This window comes from Prescottella subtropica, from assembly GCF_005434945.1.
Lineage (GTDB): Bacteria > Actinomycetota > Actinomycetes > Mycobacteriales > Mycobacteriaceae > Prescottella > Prescottella subtropica.
Window position 1 is genome coordinate 236,132 of the sequence record NZ_SKCH01000002.1, and the last position, 15,762, is coordinate 251,893.

The window sequence follows — 15,762 nt, forward strand, 5'->3', positions numbered from 1 at the left end:
ACCCGCACCCCGTCCACTCGCCCCGTCCGCTCACCCCTGTCCGGTCGCGCGTTTTGCGCACTTGTCGCGCCCGGCGGGGCCGTTTTCGGCGCGACAAGTGCGCAAAACGCGAGGAGGAGGGGGAGGAGGGTGCGGTCAGCGCAGCCGTAGTCCGTCGACGAAGATCGAGGTGATCTCGCGGGCGAAGTCGGTATTCGTTTTACTCGGCGTGGCGGTGAACCAGCGGTTCGTCATCCAGACCGCGTCGCGCATGAGCTGGTAGAAGGTTGCGGGGTCGACGTCTGCGCGTAGTTGTCCGGTGTCCCGCGCCTCGGTGATGCACTGTAGCCACAGGGCCGCCGCGAAGTCGCCCTTCTCGGCGAGGCTGGCCTGATCCATGATGGTGCGCATGTAGTCGGTCTCGACCTGCCAGATCGCCGTCGCGTGCGGATGGTGTTCGGCCGTGTCGATCGCGACCAGCACGAGGGCCTCGAGCCGCTCGATCGGGGGCAGACGGCGGTCGACGACCTCGGAGCACCGCTCGTGCAGTTCCGCTACGTAGACGCGGATGATCTCGGTGACGATCGCGTCCTTGGACGGAAAGTAGTGGTAGAGCGTGCCGGAGTAGACCCCGCACGCCTCGGCGATCTCGCGGACCGTCGTCGAGGGGATGCCCTTGGCCGCGAAGATCTCCCCGGAACGCTCGAGTATCTGCCGCCGTCGTTCCTGCGGGTCCATGTGGGTGTCTCCCTGTATCGGAGCCGGATGCGTGGGCGCCTCATGGTACCGAGCACGGAGACCGGTCGTGAGGTTTGCCCGATTCTATATTGATTGATCGCTTGCTCAATATCGTGTCGTGGATCACAATGATCCGCATCGGGCGAGGAGAGTGGGGTATCGGTATGGGAGTGCTCGACGGGGACGTGGCGCTGGTCACCGGCGCCGGGCGGGGTATCGGACGCGGAATCGCGCTGGCGCTGGCGGCGGAGGGGGCGCGGGTCGCGGTCGTCGGTCGGACGCTGTCCACGGTGGCCGAAACCGCCCGCGAGATCGACCGCCGTGGCGGTAACGCCGTCGCCCTACGCTGCGACGTGACCGACGCACGGCAGATCGACGAGACGGTGTCGGCGGTCGTCGAGACCTACGGCGGCCTCTCCATTCTCGTCAACAATGCCCAGATTCCGGCCCACGGCAGGCTTCTCGACGCCGACGAGAGCGCCTATCGCGACGGAATGGACTCGGGTCCGCTCGCGGCCTGGCGTCTCATGCGCGCCTGCCACCCGCACCTGTCGGGGCGCGGATCGATCGTGAACATGGGTTCCGCGGCCGGGATGCGGTCGGACCCGTCCGGGTCGGGCCTCTACGCGGCGGCGAAGGAGGCGGTGCGTGTGCTCACGCGGACCGCGGCGTGCGAGTGGGGCGGGGACGGGATCCGCGTCAACGCGATCCTGCCGCTGGCATCGTCGCCCGCGATGGACGAGTGGGCGGAACTCGATCCACAGGCCCACGACGAGTATCTGCGGGGTGTGCCGCTCGGCCGGCTGGGGGACCCGGAGACGGACATCGGGCCGGCCGTGGTGTTCCTGTGCAGTCCTGCCGCCCGGTACATCACCGGGCATGCATTGCCGGTAGACGGCGGTCAGGCGCACCTTCGGTGACTGTGGACGGAAATCGTTACCGTTCAACGGAAATCATGTTCCGGAGTCGGTGAGCGTCTCTCTACGCTCGAAGGACCGACGACAGCAGAGGGGATGTGCAGTGCAACCTGTCGAATGCGGAATGTGCGGTAACCGGGTACTCGTCGAGAAGTACAGTCCGACGCACACCAGTACCCAGTGGCTCGACGAGGCGACGACCGCGTGTGCGGAGTTCCGACGCCGGACCGCAGCGGGGGTTCCTGTCGACCTTCTGCGGTCGTGCGGGGCGCTCGACGCGAGTATCGATGCCGCTGTCACCGAGGGGCGAATCGTGGAGTCGCCCAGGACCGTTCCAATATCCGGGTCGACATGCGAGGTCCGCGCATATACGTGACCGAGTGGAACGCGTCGCCGTTCCGGGAACACTCGCGTCGCCGTGCACCGCGGCGGCGCCCACTACCAGGCAAGGAGACACCATGACCGAGATCGTCGAGGACGTCGAGGTTCGGGAGATCGAGGCGGGGGTGAACCCCGAGAGGTTCGCGCGGGGCTGGCATTGCATCGGCCGGCAGGGCGACTTCCGTGACGGAAAGCCCCACCAGGTAAAGATTTTCGGTACCGATCTGGTGGTGTTCGCGGACAGCGCGGGGAAGCTTTCCGTGCTCGACGCGTACTGCCGGCACATGGGCGGCAATCTCGCGATGGGCGAGGTCAAGGGCGACAGCATTGCGTGCCCGTTCCACGACTGGCGCTGGAACGGGAAGGGGCGGTGCACGGACATCCCCTACGCCCGCCGGGTGCCGCCGGTCGCCAAGACCCGCGCCTGGGCGACGCTCGAGCGCAACGGTCTGTTGTTCGTGTGGAACGACCCGCAGGGCACCCCGCCGCCGGAGGACGTCACGATCCCGGACATCGACGGCTACGACGACGGGCAGTGGAGCGACTGGAGCTGGAACACCTACTACGTCGAGGGATCGCACTGCCGGGAGATCGTCGACAACGTCGTCGACATGGCGCACTTCTTCTACGTGCACTTCCAGATCCCGACCTACTTCAAGAACATCTTCGAGGGTCACGTGGCGACGCAGGTGATGCGGTCGGGTGGACGTGACGACATCCAGACCGGCGTCCAGCTGGGAATGGCTGAGGCCGAGACCCTTTCGGATGCGTCGTACTACGGACCGTCTTTCATGATCGACACCGTCTACACGGTCGCCGGGGACGTGAAGGTCGAGACGAAACTGATCAACTGCCACTACCCGATCACGAACAACTCGTTCCTGCTGCAGTGGGGCACGATCGTCAGGCGGACCGACGGGCTGTCCGACGCCGATGCCGCGGCCATGGCCGACCAGTTCACCGAGGGTGTCGAACATCAGTTCAAGCAGGACATCGCGATCTGGCAGCACAAGAGCCGCATCGAGAATCCCCTGCTCACCGAGGAAGACGGCCCCGTCTACCAGCTGCGCCGGTGGTACCAGCAGTTCTACGTCGACGTCGAGGACGTCACCGAGGACATGACCCGACGTTTCGAGTTCGAGGTCGACACCACTCGCGCCCAGCAGAATTGGCGTTCGGAGGTGGCGCAGAACGTTGCTGCCGGCGTCACTCCGACCGAGGCGGTCGCCGACGTGTGATCGGTCGTGCGCAGACGGCGGTGCCCCTACCGGATCGGTAGGGGCACCGCCGTTTTCGGAGGAAATTCAGGCAGGAACCGGGTGACGCTCACGGGTTCCCGACAGATGTCGCCACGTGGCGAGTGCCGCCATGCGGACGGGTGCGACGAGAGCGGAACTGTTGATGCTCGCCGTCGGGCCGCACACTGAGATCGCCCCGACCGTGTGCCGCGCATCGCCGATGGCAGCCGCGACGCACGACACGCCGACCGCCGTCTCGTCCCGGTCCTGGGCGATGCTCTGCTCACGGATCCGGGCGAGTTCGACACGGAGCCGGGCGGCGTCGTTGATCGAGTGCGGTGTCGGTCCGGCGACCGGTGCCGGAAGTACTGCCGCGGCGTCGATCCGGGAGTGCGCGAGGAGTGCCTTGCCGATCGCGGTGCGGTGGGCGGGTTGCCGGCCGCCGACGCGCGACGGTACCGCGAGAGTGAACCGTCCGCCGAGTTTCTCGAGGTAGAGGACGTCCGTCCCGTCGAGGACGGCGAGATGGACGACGAGACCGGTGGCGTTGTGTAGTTCGTGGAGTACGGGCAGTGCCGCCCGATGGACCCGGTCGTGATGCTGGGCGAGCGAGCCGAGTTCGAGCATCTTCATGCCCAGTTCGTAGGCGTGCCCGTGTCGCCGCACCCATCCGAGCCGTACCAGTTGGACGAGCATCCGATGTGTCGACGACCGGGGGAGACCTGAGCGCCGAGACAGCTCGGACAGAGTCAGGCGGTCGACGTCCTGGAACGCGTCGAGCAGGACGGCCACGCGGTCGATGACCGCGATCGGGGAGTGCGCTTCTGTCGCCATGCAGTTCCGGACCTCCGTACGGTGTACATCCACCACTCATTGAGCAAGCGTTCAATCAAGTGGTGAGAATGTAGCAGTGTGAGCCACATCTCTCCAGTGGCCGGCGAGTAGGTGCTCCGGATTCGTGGTCTCAAGGCGATCCGGACCGGTCGAATCGGACGTCGTGCTACGGTGCAAGACGCCGACTGATCGAATCGTCCTGGCGTGCTGAATGATCCACGCGCCGGTTCGATCGGCATCAGGTTCGGTGCGTCCGTGCGCACCGACGATTCGACCTGTAATGCGCTGGGGCCGTGCACGACATCACGTGGCCGTCCCGGTGCGGTGCCCCGTGCACGTCGGTGGGAACGTCCCGAAGTGGCGTCCACAACGAACAATCGGATATCCGTGTGCCGAGTTCCGCGCGCATCCGTCCCGACGGGACGACGACTGCCTGCCGGACCCGGACCGAGGTGGCTGTCGGGTGCGCTCCTGTGCGCGCCGGCCGTGTGCTGCCTGCGTGACGGACCGGATGCGAAGGAGTAGTACCTCTTTGAACGAGATGGTCGAGCTCGGTGCGCCGACGATCGTGCTGTTGCTGCTGGTGTTCTACGGCGGCACACTGTTCGTCTCGATGCGTATCGGCAAGAAGCAGGAGAACGCGGACGGCTACATGACGGCGGGCAACCGCGTCGGATTCGGTATCGCGGCCGCCAGTATGACGGCGACGTGGATCTGGGCGTCGTCGCTGTACGCGTCCGCCACCTCCGGGTACACGTACGGCATTTCGGGGCCCATCCACTACGGGCTCTGGGGTGCGTTGATGATTCTGTTCATCTACCCGTTCGGCAAGCGCATCCGGAAGGTCGCGCCCAAGGCGCACACACTCGCCGAGGTCATGTACGCGCGGCACGGACGTTCGAGTCAGCTGATGCTCGCCGGATCGAACGTCGTCGGCAGTGTCATCAGTCTGATGTCGAACTTCATCGCCGGCGGGGTGCTCATCTCGATGCTCTCGCCGTTCACGTTCGTCCAGGGTGTGCTGTTCGTGGCGCTCGGTGTGCTCGCCTACACGCTGTGGTCCGGGTTCCGGGCGTCGGTGCTCACCGACTTCATGCAGGTCGTCGCGATGCTCGGTGCCGTCGTCGTGCTCATCCCGGTGGTGTTCTTCGCTGCGGGGTTCCCGGCCGCGTTCGAGACCGGCGCCGCGAATCTCACTGCGGAGCAGGGAAACTTCTTCTCGAGTGAGGCGTTCCTGAACCAGGGTGCGCCGTACATCGCGGCCGTGCTCGCGTATGCGATCGGCAACCAGACGATCGCGCAGCGGCTCTTCGCGGTGCGGGAGGACCTCATCAAGCCGACGTTCGTCACCGCCACGATCGGCTACGGCGCCACCGTCATCGGTATCGGCATGTTCGGTGTGCTCGCGCTCTATCTCGGAATCGATCCAGTCGACGGCGACCTCAACAACCTCGTCCCGCAGATGGCGGCGACCTATCTGCCGGCGATCCTCATCGTGCTGTTCTTCGTGATGATCATCGGATCGCTGTCGTCGACCGCCGATTCCGACCTCGCGGCCCTGGCCTCGATCGTGATGACCGACGTGTACGGGCAGAACGTGGCCGGGCGCGGCAAGGTGGATCCGCGGCGGATGCTGTTCGTCGGCCGCGTCACGATGGTGGTGGCGACGGCACTGGCGATCGCGTTCGCGAGTATGCGCCTGAACATCCTGGACCTGCTGGTGTTCGTCGGTGCACTGTGGGGCGCCCTGGTGTTCCCGGTGATCGCCAGTTTCTACTGGGGCAAGGTCACCAACCGGGCGTTCACCACATCGGTGCTGGTGGCGCTGGCCGTGTTCGTTCCGGTGCGGTTCGGTTGGTTCTCGGTCGACGGCGTCGCCGGTTGGGTCGTCGACGTGATCGCGATCGTCGGTGTCGGTGTGATCGCCGGTCTCATGGCGTTCGGCTTCTTCGGGCTGAAGGTCGCCAGGATCGTCGGTGCCGTCGCGGTGATCGTGTGTACCCCGTTCGCGCTCGGGTCGATCCACGACTACGCCACGCTGACGGCGTCGCTCGTCGCCTACGCGGTCAGCACGATCGTGTGCTGGGGGATGTCCGTCGGGAACCGGGACGACTTCGACTTCGACACCATCAAGGACCGGGTCGGCGACTTCGACCCGTCCGGCAACGACGATCCCCGAGAACTCGATCTGCAACGCTGACAGGAGAACCACATGTCCACAGTCGCTCTGACGTTCTACGTCCTCATCTGGCCGGTTCTCGTCGCCGGCGTGCTGTTCACCGTCACCCGCGCGTTCTTCACGGAGTGGGCGGAGGCGCGCCGCACCGGCGAAGACCTGGTGTGAACGCACGCCCGTGCTCCCCGATGCGTCGGGGAGCACGGGCGACTCGCTCTACAGTTCGGCGCGCACCAATCGCGCCGCCGCGACGAGGTTGCGCAGCGACGCCTCGACCTCGGTATGGCCGCGGGTCTTCAATCCGCAGTCCGGGTTGACCCAGAGTCGTTGCGGTGGAACGACCTTCAATGCGGTGCGGAGGGCGCCGGCGATCTCGTCGACGGACGGAACGCGGGGGGAGTGGATGTCGTAGACGCCGGGCCCGACACCCAGATCGAATCCGACCGCGTCGAGATCGGCGAGGACCTCCATGTGTGAGCGGGCCGCCTCGATCGACGTGACGTCCGCGTCGAGGTCGGCGATCGCACCGATGACCTCACCGAACTCCGAATAACACAGGTGGGTGTGGATCGCGGTCGCGTCCGCGACCCCCGACGTTGCGAGCCGGAACGCCCCGATCGCCCAGTCCAGGTAGTCGGGGCGATCGGTCTCCCGCAGCGGCAACAACTCCCGCAGCGCGGGCTCGTCCACCTGGACGACCTGTATGCCGGCGGTTTCCAGGTCGGCGGTCTCGTCGCGGATCGCGAGCGCGACCTGGTCGGCGGACACGGCGAGTGGTTGGTCGTCGCGCACGAACGACCACGCCAGGATCGTGACCGGTCCGGTGAGCATGCCCTTGACCGGCCGGTCCGTGAGCGACTGCGCGTACGAGATCCAGTCGACGGTCATCGGCGCCCGACGGCGGACGTCACCGAACAGGATCGGCGGCCGGACGCACCGGCTGCCGTACGACTGCACCCAGCCGTTCGTGGTCGCCGCGAAGCCGTCGAGTTGTTCGGCGAAGTACTGCACCATGTCGCTGCGTTCCGGTTCGCCGTGCACCAGCACGTCGAGACCCAGATCCTCCTGCAACGCGATCACGTCCGCGATCTCGCCGCGCATCCGGTGGACGTACTCGGTCTCGTCGATCCGCCCGGCCCGCAGATCCGCGCGGGCCACCCGGATCGCGGTGGTCTGCGGGTACGAGCCGATCGTCGTGGTCGGCAACGGCGGCAGAGGCAGCGCAGCCGCCTGCACCGGTCGGCGCGTCGCCGCGGGCGGGCGGTGTCGGTCGCCGGCGGTCAGTGCCGAAAGCCGGCCGCGGACGAGGTCGTCACGTAGGCGGGGGTCGGCGGCGCGGGTCGCGGCTGCGGCCCGGGACTCGGTGAGCTCGCCGGCAATCGTTTCCCTGCCGGATCGCAATGCGGTTGCGAGCGTGGATACTTCGTGGATCTTCTCGGACCCGAACGCCAGCCACGAGCGCAGTGCGCGGTCGAGTCCGTCCTCCCCCTCGAGCGTGTAGGGCGTGTGCAGCAGCGAGCACGACGTGGACACCGCCACCGAGCAGCCGCGTCCGCGGAGTGCGTCGAGCACGTCGAGTGAGGCGTCGAGGCGGTTGCGCCAGATGTTGCGGCCGTCGACGACACCCGCGACGAGGAGCTTGCGTTCGATACCGGGCGTCGAGGCCACTGCGTCGACGGAGCCCGCGACGAGATCGACGGCGACGCCCTCGATGCCGGTGCCGACGAGGGCCGGCAGGGCGCCGCCCGGGTCTCCGAAGTACGACGCCACCAGGATCGCGGGACGGTGTTCGACGGCCGAGAGCTGTTGGTACACGGACTCGGTCGCGGCCAGGTCGGCCTCGGTTCGGTCGGTGACCAGTGCGGGTTCGTCGATCTGTACCCACTCGACGCCGGCATCGGCGAGTCGCCCCAGCAGGTCCGCGTACAGCGGCACCAGGTCGTCGAGTCGTTCCAGGGGGTCGAGATCGGTGAACTTGGACAGCAGCAGGAATGTGATCGGCCCGATCACGACCGGCCTCGCGGGAACACCGAGCTCCCGGGCCTCCGCGACCTCACCGAGAACCTTCGTCGGATCCAGTGCGAATGCTGTTGCCGGGTCGATCTCGGGGACCAGGTAGTGGTAGTTGGTGTCGAACCACTTCGTCATCTCGAGCGGTGCGACGTCGGCGGTGCCGCGGGCGGCTGCGAAGTAGCGGTCCAGGTGGTCGGCGATCCCGGTGAACCGCCCGGGTAGGGCGCCGAGCATGACGGCGGCGTCGAGCATCTGGTCGTAGTACGAGAAGGTGCAGACGGGAACCGAATCGATCCCGGCGTCGACGAGCTCGGACCAGGAACGTCGGCGCAGGGCCTTGCCGACCGCGTCGAGGGCGGCGGCGTCGAGGTTCCCGGCCCAGTAGGACTCGACGGCCTTCTTCAGTTCGCGGTGCGGGCCGATACGCGGGGATCCCAGGACGGTTGCGGTGAACGGTCGGGTCACGGTGTTCTCCTCATCGTTCGATGCGTGGATGGTCACCGCCGGCAGACGTAGAAGAGAACCAGCTGCACGAACCAGCGTAGGCGCCGACACGACCTCCTGCTGTGACGGTCGTCTCTTTCGGAGGGGGTGTGCTGCGAGTCCGGCAGGGGCGGGTTACCCTGACTCTCGTGTCAGCGACCTATTTCTGGTTTAGCAGGCCGGCCCCGGGTGGGTCGGTCGGCGTAACCACGCGCTGACAATCCACCCCAGAGCCGGATGACGGACCGGCTCACTGGGATTCTGTAGAAGTCTTCGAGGGTCGGCCTGAGAACAGGAAACGAACCGAAGATGAGCGTTACCGCACACGATCAGCGTCTCGACGAGCAGCGCACCGTCAGCATCAGCCCCCTGTTGGCGCCGTCCGTCGTACGGCGCGAACATGCCCCCGACGAGGTCGCGGCCGCGACGGTGCGGTCGGGCCGCGCCGAGACCGTCGCGATTCTCGACGGCACCGACGACCGTCTCGTCGTGGTGGTCGGGCCGTGCTCTGTGCACGATCCCGAGGCCGCGATCGACTACGCCCGCCGCCTGGCCGCGAAGGCCGAGGAACTGCGTGACGACCTGCAGATCGTGATGCGGGTCTACTTCGAGAAGCCGCGTACCACGCTCGGTTGGAAGGGGCTGCTCAACGATCCGCACCTCGACGGCACGTACGACATCAACACCGGTCTCGGTATCGGCCGCAAGTTGCTGCTCGACATCTCCGGCCTGGGACTGCCGGTCGGCTGTGAGTTCCTCGATCCGATACTCCCGCAGTACATCGCGGACCTCGTCACGTACGGCGCGATCGGCGCCCGTACCGCCGCCAGCCAGGTGCACCGTCAGTTGTGCAGCGCGCTGTCGATGCCGGTGGGTATCAAGAACTCCACCGAGGGTGACGTCCAGGTCGCGGTCGACGGCGTCCGGGCGGCCGGTGCGAGCCACGTGTTCCCCGGTACCGACCTCGACGGGCAGGTCGCGCTCGTCCACACCGTCGGCAACCCGGACTGCCACGTCATCCTGCGCGGCGGCACCGACGGGCCGAACTACGACGCCGAGACCGTCGCCGACACGACGGCGCGACTGCGCAAGGCCGGCTTGGCCGAGCGTGTGGTGATCGACGCGAGCCACGGCAACAGCCGCAAGGACCACAACAAGCAGGTCGACGTCGCCGTCGACGTCGCCGAGCGCATCGCGGCCGGCGACCGTGCGATCGTCGGGCTCATGCTCGAGAGCTTCATCGAGGCCGGACGTCAGGACCTGACCCTCGGGCAGGCCGACGACCTCACCTACGGGCAGTCCATCACCGACGCGTGCATCGACTGGGACACCACCGCGACGACGCTCGATCGCCTCGCCGCGGCTGTCGCGGAGCGTCGCACCGGCAAGTGAACGCACGCGGGAACGTCCTCCGGGAAGTTCGGGGGCGTTCCCGCGCGTTCGTTCCGTCGACGGGTTCGTGTCGCGGTATCGGCAGTTTTCCGTAATTCAGGACGCGGTGAACTCGCGCAATAGCCGTGAACGGTACGGGAATTCGATTTGCGCAGAGGGATGTGAATTCCTCTGCGTAGCATCCTCTTCCGTAATCGATCGCAGAACTCGAGGAGGCTCGGACGTGAGACGAAGACTGCTCTCGGCGGTGACGTTGTTCGTGGGACTGATACTCGGCACCTACGGAATCCAGGGTGTGGCCCAGGCCGCCCCGGATCCCGTGATCGCGGGAACGATGACCAACACCTGTGCCGCCGACGGGAATCCGGCGGGCGCGTGGGTGATCGTGCGAAACACGGCGACCAACGCAGACGTTGCGTCGATGACCACCGATGCCACCGGCGCGTTCCAGTTCCAGAACGTTCCGCCCGGAAACTACACCGTCCGGCTCTATCCGCCCGCCGGATGCGGGTCGGTCCCGAACGACGTGGTCGCCGACACCACCAGTGGCAATCCGGTCACCGGACTGCACCTCGAGATGGTGAAGGTGTTCAGCATCTACGGCTTCGTCACCGGATGCCCGTCGGGCACGGGTGATCCGACGCAGAACGTGACCGTCAACCTGCGGAACGCCGCGGACGCGGTCATCGCGACGACGGCGACCAACCCCAACGGCTGGTACTTCTTCCAGTACAAGACGGCGCTGCCCGGGTACGTCGTCGAGGTCGTGCCGCCGCAGGGCTGCACCGGTGATCCGCTCACCCGGACCGTGGACCTGAGCAGCGGTGACGCGAACGACGTCGACTTCGCGCTCACACCGCAGTCGTCCGGGTCGCTGGCTTCCCTGGGCTCGCTCGATCCGTTCGGGTCGCTCACCCACACAGGATCCCTCGTCCACTCCGGATCCCTCGGCTCGTCGGGTTCGCAGGGCAGTTGATCCCGCACGGCAGTTGATCCCGCACCGAAACGCGCCGCCCCGTGGCCTCCGCCGCGGGGCGGCACGTTTCTGTCGGTGGTGCGACGTAGCGTCGGCGCATGGGATACGAAATTCAGATCACCGTCGACGCGAAAGATCCTCACCGGCAGGCACAGTGGTGGGCGCGCACGCTGGGGTGGCAGGTCGAACCCAGCGACGAGGACTTCATCCGCGGACTCGTCGCGGCCGGCCACGCGCGGGAAGAGGACACCACCGTCTTCGACGGCGTCCTCGTCTGGCGGGAGGGCGCCGCGATCAGCGACCCCGCTCAACCGCAGCGGCCCCGCGTGCTGTTCCAACTCGTACCGGAGGGAAAGTCGGTGAAGAACCGTCTGCACTTCGACATCCGGGTCGGTGACCGCCGTGAGGAGGTCGCCGCGGACCTGTCCGAGGCCGGGGCGTCGGTCCTGCACCGCGGGCAGGTGGGGCCGAGCACGTGGATCACGATGACCGACCCGGAGGGCAACGAGTTCTGCGTGTCCTGACCGGTCAGTCCGCCGCGGCGAGCGGACCCGGTGCGTGGTGCGGTGCGAACGACAGCCCGGTGCGGAGCGCGCTCGCGGCCTCGCGGAGGGCGTCGGTCCCGGCGCGTCCGTAACCGGTGAGGTTCACGAACGCGTGGACCAGGCCGTCGTGCACGCGCAGCGTGGTCGGCACACCCGCAGACCTCAGTCGTTCGGCGTACTCGATGCCCTCGTCGCGCAGGACGTCGAACCCGGACAGCGCCAGATACGCGGGCGGTAGTCCGGTGAGGTCGTCGGCGAGCAGCGGCGACGCCCGCGGATCGGTGCGGTCGGCCACCTCCGGAACGTAATGGCCGGTGTACCAGTCCATCTGGGCCTCGGTCAGGAAGTATCCGTCACCGAACGATCGGTACGAGTCGCGCTTGGAGGTCATGTCGAGCCACGGGAAGAACAGCAACTGGAACGCCGGACGCACGGCGTCCGCGCGGGTCAGCAGGGAGACCACCGCCGCGAGATTGCCGCCGGCACTGTCACCCGCGACGGCGACCCTGCCGGGGTCGATACCCAGTTCCGCTGCGTGTTCGACGGCGTACCGGAAGGCAGCGACCGCGTCGTCCGCGGCCGCCGGGAACGGATTCTCCGGGGCGAGACGGTAGTCCACCGCGAGCACCGCGACGTCGGCGTGCCGGGCCAGGAATCGGCACACCGAGTCGTGGCTGTCGAGGCTGCCGAGGACGAACCCGCCGCCGTGGAAGTACACGAGCAGCGGTGCCGCGGCGGGTAGCCCGTCGGGCCGGAACATGCGCGCCCGGATCGACCCGTCCGGTCCGGGGATCGTCACCGGCCGTACGTCCATGGGGAGGGGGCGTCCGCTGACGAGCCGCGATTCCATGTCGATCTGGGCGCGGGACCGGGCGAGCGGAAGCTGCTCGAAATCCGAGTCCGGAAGCAGTGCCAGCATGCGCAGCATCAACTGGATCTCCGTGTCCAGTTCCTGGCCGTCGACCCGGACCGGTCGGCCCGCGAGGAGACGCTGCACCGGACCTGGCAGGTTACCGGCGACAGTGGCCGCGGTCCGCACCACCGATTCGAGTGCGGTGTCGAGCATGCTGTTGCCCATGGATGGTCGTCCTCTCCCGAGTCCCGATCACCGAGCCTAGCCTTGGAGCGCCGACCGGCCGGGCATTATGCTGCCGGGCAGGTCGGGGGGCTCGTGGGGAGTCGTCGGGGAAGAGGTGGGATGTCGTACGTGTCGGTGGAGCAGCGGCGTCGGGAGTTGATCGCGGCGGCGATCCGGGTCGTGTCCGACGTCGGGTTGGCTGCCGCGAGTACCCGCGCGATCTGCGCGGAGGCCGGCGTGCAGCAGAGCGTGTTCCACTACTGCTTCGCGTCGAAGGAGGAACTGCTGCGGGAACTCACCCGTGAGGTGGTCATGCAGTACCAGGAGTCGGCGCTGAAGTTCCTCGCGCCGGGAGTCGACGTCGAGACGTCGATGCGCGAGGGTCTCATGGCGGTGTGGCAGGTCGCCAGCGCCGACCCCGGACGCCTCCTCGCGTTCTACGAGCTGACCGTCGGTGGTCTACGGGCGGCGGGTCGGCAGGACATCAGCGACTGGCAGAACAACGAGCACACCACGGCCACCGACGATTTCCTGGCCAAATTGGCCGAGACCTCGGGAGTCGAGTGGACCGTGCCGGTCCCGGTCCTCATCCGCATCATCGTGATCGTCGTCCAGGGCTTCTCCATCAGTTGGCTCATCGACAACAGAGCGGACGAGGTGGAGGCGGCGATCGACGCGCTCGCGAAGCTGCTCAGCGGTCTCGCAGCCCCCGCACCGCCCGCGGAACCCTCCGCCGAGGTCTAGCGGTACGCGCCGGGTGTGGTGCCGGTCCATCGTTTGAACGCGCGACGGAATGCGCTCGGTTCGGAGAAACCCAGTCGGGCCGACAACTCGTCGACCGGTTCGCCCCGGCGCAGCGCGGCGACCGCGGCATTGCGTAACACCTCCTCGCGCAGGTGGCCCAGTGACGTCCCCTCGTGGCGCAGCAGCCGCCGCAGGTGCGGGACACTGATCGACAGCATCTCGGCGATCTCGTCGGCGGTGCTGGTGCGTCCACGAACCCCCGTCTCGAGTACCCGACGGACCTGCGCCGACGCGCTACTGTCGTAGTCCCGTTCGGAGAGAAGACGATTCGGTGACTCGCGCAGGTAGGAGGCGAGACTGTCCTCGTCCTGGACGAGCGGTGCGCGCAGGATCGCGTTGTCGAACTCGAGCGCGGCGACCGGCGCGTCGAAGGTGACCGGTACCCCGAAGATCGCGTCGTAGTGTTTCGCGAACCGGTGGTCCGGTTCCGGGTAGGGGATCCGCACCGACCGGAGTTCGACCCGACGGCCCACGAGCCAGGCGGCGAACCGGTGCAGCAGGATCAACTCGAAATCGGTGACGAGCCGGAACGCCTCGTCGGCGAACTCCGGCGCGTAGTCGTCACCGCGCACGTCCACCCGCACCTCGAGCCGCGTCGACGCCTCACCCGGGACGAGCATGAGCGGCGGCACCGGCAGCACCCGGGTCACGTCCACCATCCGTTCGAGTGCGCTCCCGAGATCCGGTTGATGGATCAGCGTCAGACAGATCAACCGGAACGTGCCGCGCGGCACCGGATCGGCACCGAGCCCGAACAGTTCGTCGTCGGTGAGGTGCCACGCCTCCTGCATGAACGCCGTGACCTGGTCCGGGGTCAACCGGCCTCGCGGGTCGTCGAGCGACGCGAGATCGATACCCGACGCCGCGAGGATCGACGTCGGATCGGTACCGGTCACCTCGGCGAGATGCCGTGCCCGACGCAGGAAATCCGACGGGACCGTCGCCGAACTCATCTCGACACCTCGAACCGGCGCAGCCGCTGCGCAGCCTCCGTGAGGACCTCGTCACGTTTACAGAAGGCGAAGCGCACCAGATGATTCCACTGATCGGGATGGTCGGTGAACACGCTGATCGGTACGGCGGCCACCCCGATCCGCTCGGGCAGCGTCCGGCAGAACTCCATGCCGTCGCGGGTACCCAGGTTCGTGATGTCGGCGCACAGGAAATAGGTGCCGCCGCCGGAGTACACCCCGAAACCGGCGTCGCACAGAGCGTCGGCGAGCAGATCCCGCTTGCGCTGCAACCCGTTCCGCATGTCGACCACCCAGGCCTGCTCGTGGTCGAGGGCGTGCGCGACGGCCGGCTGGAACGGGCCGCCCGCCACGAACGACATGAACTGTTTCGCGGTACGGACGGCGTCGACGAGATCGGCCGGACCACACGCCCACCCGGTCTTCCAGCCGGTCACGTTGAACGTCTTCGCGGCACTCGACACGGTGACGGTGCGCTCGTACATGCCGGGTAGTGACGCCATCGGGGTGTGGGTGCGGCCGTCGAACACGAGATGTTCGTACACCTCGTCGCTGAGCACCAGAAGGTCACGCTCACACGCCAATTCCGCGACCGACCGCAGTTCGGCGTCGGTGAGCACGGTGCCCGTCGGGTTGTGCGGGGAGTTCACCACGAGCATCCGGGTCCGCGGCGTGACCGCGGCCCGCAACGCGTCGAGGTCGAGCACGTACCGGTCGCCGCCCCGCACCATCGGCACCGACCGGCGGGTCGCACCGGCGAGTGCGACCGATGCGGCGTACGAGTCGTAGTACGGCTCGATCAGCACCACCTCGTCGCCCGGCTCGACCAGCCCGAGGATCGCGGCACTGATCGCCTCGGTCGCCCCGACCGTCACCAGCACCTCACGGTCCGGGTCGTGGACGATCCCGTACCGTCGGGCCCGGTCGTCGGCGATCGCCCGCCGCAACACCGGCATGCCGGGGCCGGGCGGATACTGGTTCAGGCCCTCGGCGATCGCGCGCTGCGCGGCCTCGAGCATCGACGCGGGACCGTCCGTGTCGGGGAACCCCTGACCCAGATTGATCGCGTCGTGCGCGGTGGCGAGAGCCGTCATCTCCGCGAAGATCGTCGACGTGAACGGCTGGAGTCGCGACACGGTGCGTGAAGGTGAGACGCGGGGCATTTGTCCAGCGTAGCGGCGACGCGAAGGTGTCGGGATCCGGGCCGTGTCACGTTTACGGGCGCTGTCTCGTCCAC

14 protein-coding genes are annotated in these 15,762 nt (G+C 67.5%); 8 read left to right on the forward strand and 6 right to left on the reverse strand.

Going from position 1 to position 15,762, the window contains the following annotated elements:
* Positions 1 to 135: 135 nt before the first annotated feature.
* Positions 136 to 717, reverse strand: coding sequence for a TetR/AcrR family transcriptional regulator (locus E0497_RS03425; RefSeq protein ID WP_137723373.1), 582 nt, complete (start codon positions 715 to 717; stop codon positions 136 to 138).
* A gap of 164 nt (positions 718 to 881) precedes the next feature.
* Between E0497_RS03425 and E0497_RS03430 the strand changes: the two genes are divergently transcribed.
* Both E0497_RS03430 and E0497_RS03440 read left to right on the forward strand, forming a co-directional pair.
* Positions 882 to 1,637, forward strand: a complete 756-nt coding sequence (locus tag E0497_RS03430) for an SDR family NAD(P)-dependent oxidoreductase (RefSeq protein ID WP_137723374.1) — start codon at positions 882 to 884, stop codon at positions 1,635 to 1,637.
* A gap of 455 nt (positions 1,638 to 2,092) precedes the next feature.
* Positions 2,093 to 3,253, forward strand: a complete 1,161-nt coding sequence (locus E0497_RS03440; protein WP_137723376.1) for a 3-ketosteroid-9-alpha-monooxygenase, oxygenase component — start codon at positions 2,093 to 2,095, stop codon at positions 3,251 to 3,253.
* A 66-nt stretch (positions 3,254 to 3,319) separates the two neighbouring features.
* Here E0497_RS03440 and E0497_RS03445 read toward each other — a convergent pair whose 3' ends face one another.
* Positions 3,320 to 4,087 carry an IclR family transcriptional regulator gene (locus tag E0497_RS03445; protein ID WP_137723377.1) on the reverse strand — a complete coding sequence of 256 codons (768 nt, stop codon included), beginning with the start codon at positions 4,085 to 4,087 and terminating at the stop codon, positions 3,320 to 3,322.
* A 541-nt stretch (positions 4,088 to 4,628) separates the two neighbouring features.
* Here E0497_RS03445 and E0497_RS03450 point away from each other — a divergent pair.
* Together E0497_RS03450 and E0497_RS20740 are read left to right on the forward strand one after the other, a co-directional pair.
* Positions 4,629 to 6,287, forward strand: a complete 1,659-nt coding sequence (locus tag E0497_RS03450; RefSeq protein WP_241665699.1) for a sodium:solute symporter family protein — start codon at positions 4,629 to 4,631, stop codon at positions 6,285 to 6,287.
* A gap of 12 nt (positions 6,288 to 6,299) precedes the next feature.
* The gene (locus tag E0497_RS20740; RefSeq protein WP_241665684.1) at positions 6,300 to 6,431 is read left to right on the forward strand and encodes a putative transporter small subunit; all 132 of its coding nucleotides are present in this window, start codon (positions 6,300 to 6,302) and stop codon (positions 6,429 to 6,431) included.
* A gap of 48 nt (positions 6,432 to 6,479) precedes the next feature.
* On the opposite strand, the gene metE is transcribed toward E0497_RS20740, so the two are convergent.
* Entirely contained in the window at positions 6,480 to 8,741 is a 2,262-nt protein-coding gene (gene metE, locus E0497_RS03455) for a 5-methyltetrahydropteroyltriglutamate--homocysteine S-methyltransferase (RefSeq protein ID WP_137723379.1), read from the reverse strand.
* Between the two features lie 327 nt (positions 8,742 to 9,068).
* Between metE and E0497_RS03460 the strand changes: the two genes are divergently transcribed.
* From E0497_RS03460 to E0497_RS03470, 3 genes are all read left to right on the forward strand, one after another.
* Positions 9,069 to 10,151 carry a 3-deoxy-7-phosphoheptulonate synthase gene (locus tag E0497_RS03460; protein ID WP_137723380.1) on the forward strand — a complete coding sequence of 361 codons (1,083 nt, stop codon included), beginning with the start codon at positions 9,069 to 9,071 and terminating at the stop codon, positions 10,149 to 10,151.
* 223 nt (positions 10,152 to 10,374) lie between these two features.
* Complete coding sequence (locus E0497_RS03465; RefSeq protein ID WP_137723381.1) at positions 10,375 to 11,127, forward strand: carboxypeptidase regulatory-like domain-containing protein; 753 nt, start codon at positions 10,375 to 10,377, stop codon at positions 11,125 to 11,127.
* Positions 11,128 to 11,225: 98 nt separating this feature from the next.
* On the forward strand, positions 11,226 to 11,651 hold the full coding sequence (locus E0497_RS03470) for a VOC family protein (protein WP_137723382.1): 426 nt from the start codon (positions 11,226 to 11,228) through the stop codon (positions 11,649 to 11,651).
* A gap of 4 nt (positions 11,652 to 11,655) precedes the next feature.
* Here the strand turns inward: E0497_RS03470 and E0497_RS03475 are convergent, their stop codons facing one another.
* On the reverse strand, positions 11,656 to 12,750 hold the full coding sequence (locus tag E0497_RS03475) for an alpha/beta hydrolase (RefSeq protein ID WP_170312853.1): 1,095 nt from the start codon (positions 12,748 to 12,750) through the stop codon (positions 11,656 to 11,658).
* A gap of 120 nt (positions 12,751 to 12,870) precedes the next feature.
* Here E0497_RS03475 and E0497_RS03480 point away from each other — a divergent pair, with 120 nt between their 5' ends.
* The gene (locus tag E0497_RS03480; protein WP_137723383.1) at positions 12,871 to 13,494 is read left to right on the forward strand and encodes a TetR/AcrR family transcriptional regulator; all 624 of its coding nucleotides are present in this window, start codon (positions 12,871 to 12,873) and stop codon (positions 13,492 to 13,494) included.
* On the opposite strand, the gene E0497_RS03485 is transcribed toward E0497_RS03480, so the two are convergent.
* Together E0497_RS03485 and E0497_RS03490 are read right to left on the reverse strand one after the other, a co-directional pair.
* Positions 13,491 to 14,507, reverse strand: a complete 1,017-nt coding sequence (locus E0497_RS03485; protein ID WP_137723384.1) for an AraC family transcriptional regulator — start codon at positions 14,505 to 14,507, stop codon at positions 13,491 to 13,493. The genes E0497_RS03480 and E0497_RS03485 overlap by 4 nt on opposite strands.
* Positions 14,504 to 15,688 (reverse strand): pyridoxal phosphate-dependent aminotransferase, encoded by a 1,185-nt coding sequence (locus tag E0497_RS03490; protein WP_137723385.1) that lies wholly within the window; start codon positions 15,686 to 15,688, stop codon positions 14,504 to 14,506. Before E0497_RS03490 ends, E0497_RS03485 begins: the two co-directional genes overlap by 4 nt.
* Positions 15,689 to 15,762: the final 74 nt, after the last annotated feature.

What these genes read in the sequence shown, in the direction of transcription:
- E0497_RS03425 (WP_137723373.1), bottom strand. Translation starts at nt 717, where the DNA reads ATGGACCCGCAGGAACGACGGCGGCAGATACTCGAGCGTTCCGGGGAG.
- E0497_RS03430 (WP_137723374.1), top strand. Translation starts at nt 882, where the DNA reads ATGGGAGTGCTCGACGGGGACGTGGCGCTGGTCACCGGCGCCGGGCGG.
- E0497_RS03440 (WP_137723376.1), top strand. Translation starts at nt 2,093, where the DNA reads ATGACCGAGATCGTCGAGGACGTCGAGGTTCGGGAGATCGAGGCGGGG.
- E0497_RS03445 (WP_137723377.1), bottom strand. Translation starts at nt 4,087, where the DNA reads ATGGCGACAGAAGCGCACTCCCCGATCGCGGTCATCGACCGCGTGGCC.
- E0497_RS03450 (WP_241665699.1), top strand. Translation starts at nt 4,629, where the DNA reads ATGGTCGAGCTCGGTGCGCCGACGATCGTGCTGTTGCTGCTGGTGTTC.
- E0497_RS20740 (WP_241665684.1), top strand. Translation starts at nt 6,300, where the DNA reads ATGTCCACAGTCGCTCTGACGTTCTACGTCCTCATCTGGCCGGTTCTC.
- E0497_RS03460 (WP_137723380.1), top strand. Translation starts at nt 9,069, where the DNA reads ATGAGCGTTACCGCACACGATCAGCGTCTCGACGAGCAGCGCACCGTC.
- E0497_RS03470 (WP_137723382.1), top strand. Translation starts at nt 11,226, where the DNA reads ATGGGATACGAAATTCAGATCACCGTCGACGCGAAAGATCCTCACCGG.
- E0497_RS03475 (WP_170312853.1), bottom strand. Translation starts at nt 12,750, where the DNA reads ATGGGCAACAGCATGCTCGACACCGCACTCGAATCGGTGGTGCGGACC.
- E0497_RS03480 (WP_137723383.1), top strand. Translation starts at nt 12,871, where the DNA reads ATGTCGTACGTGTCGGTGGAGCAGCGGCGTCGGGAGTTGATCGCGGCG.
- E0497_RS03485 (WP_137723384.1), bottom strand. Translation starts at nt 14,507, where the DNA reads ATGAGTTCGGCGACGGTCCCGTCGGATTTCCTGCGTCGGGCACGGCAT.
- E0497_RS03490 (WP_137723385.1), bottom strand. Translation starts at nt 15,688, where the DNA reads ATGCCCCGCGTCTCACCTTCACGCACCGTGTCGCGACTCCAGCCGTTC.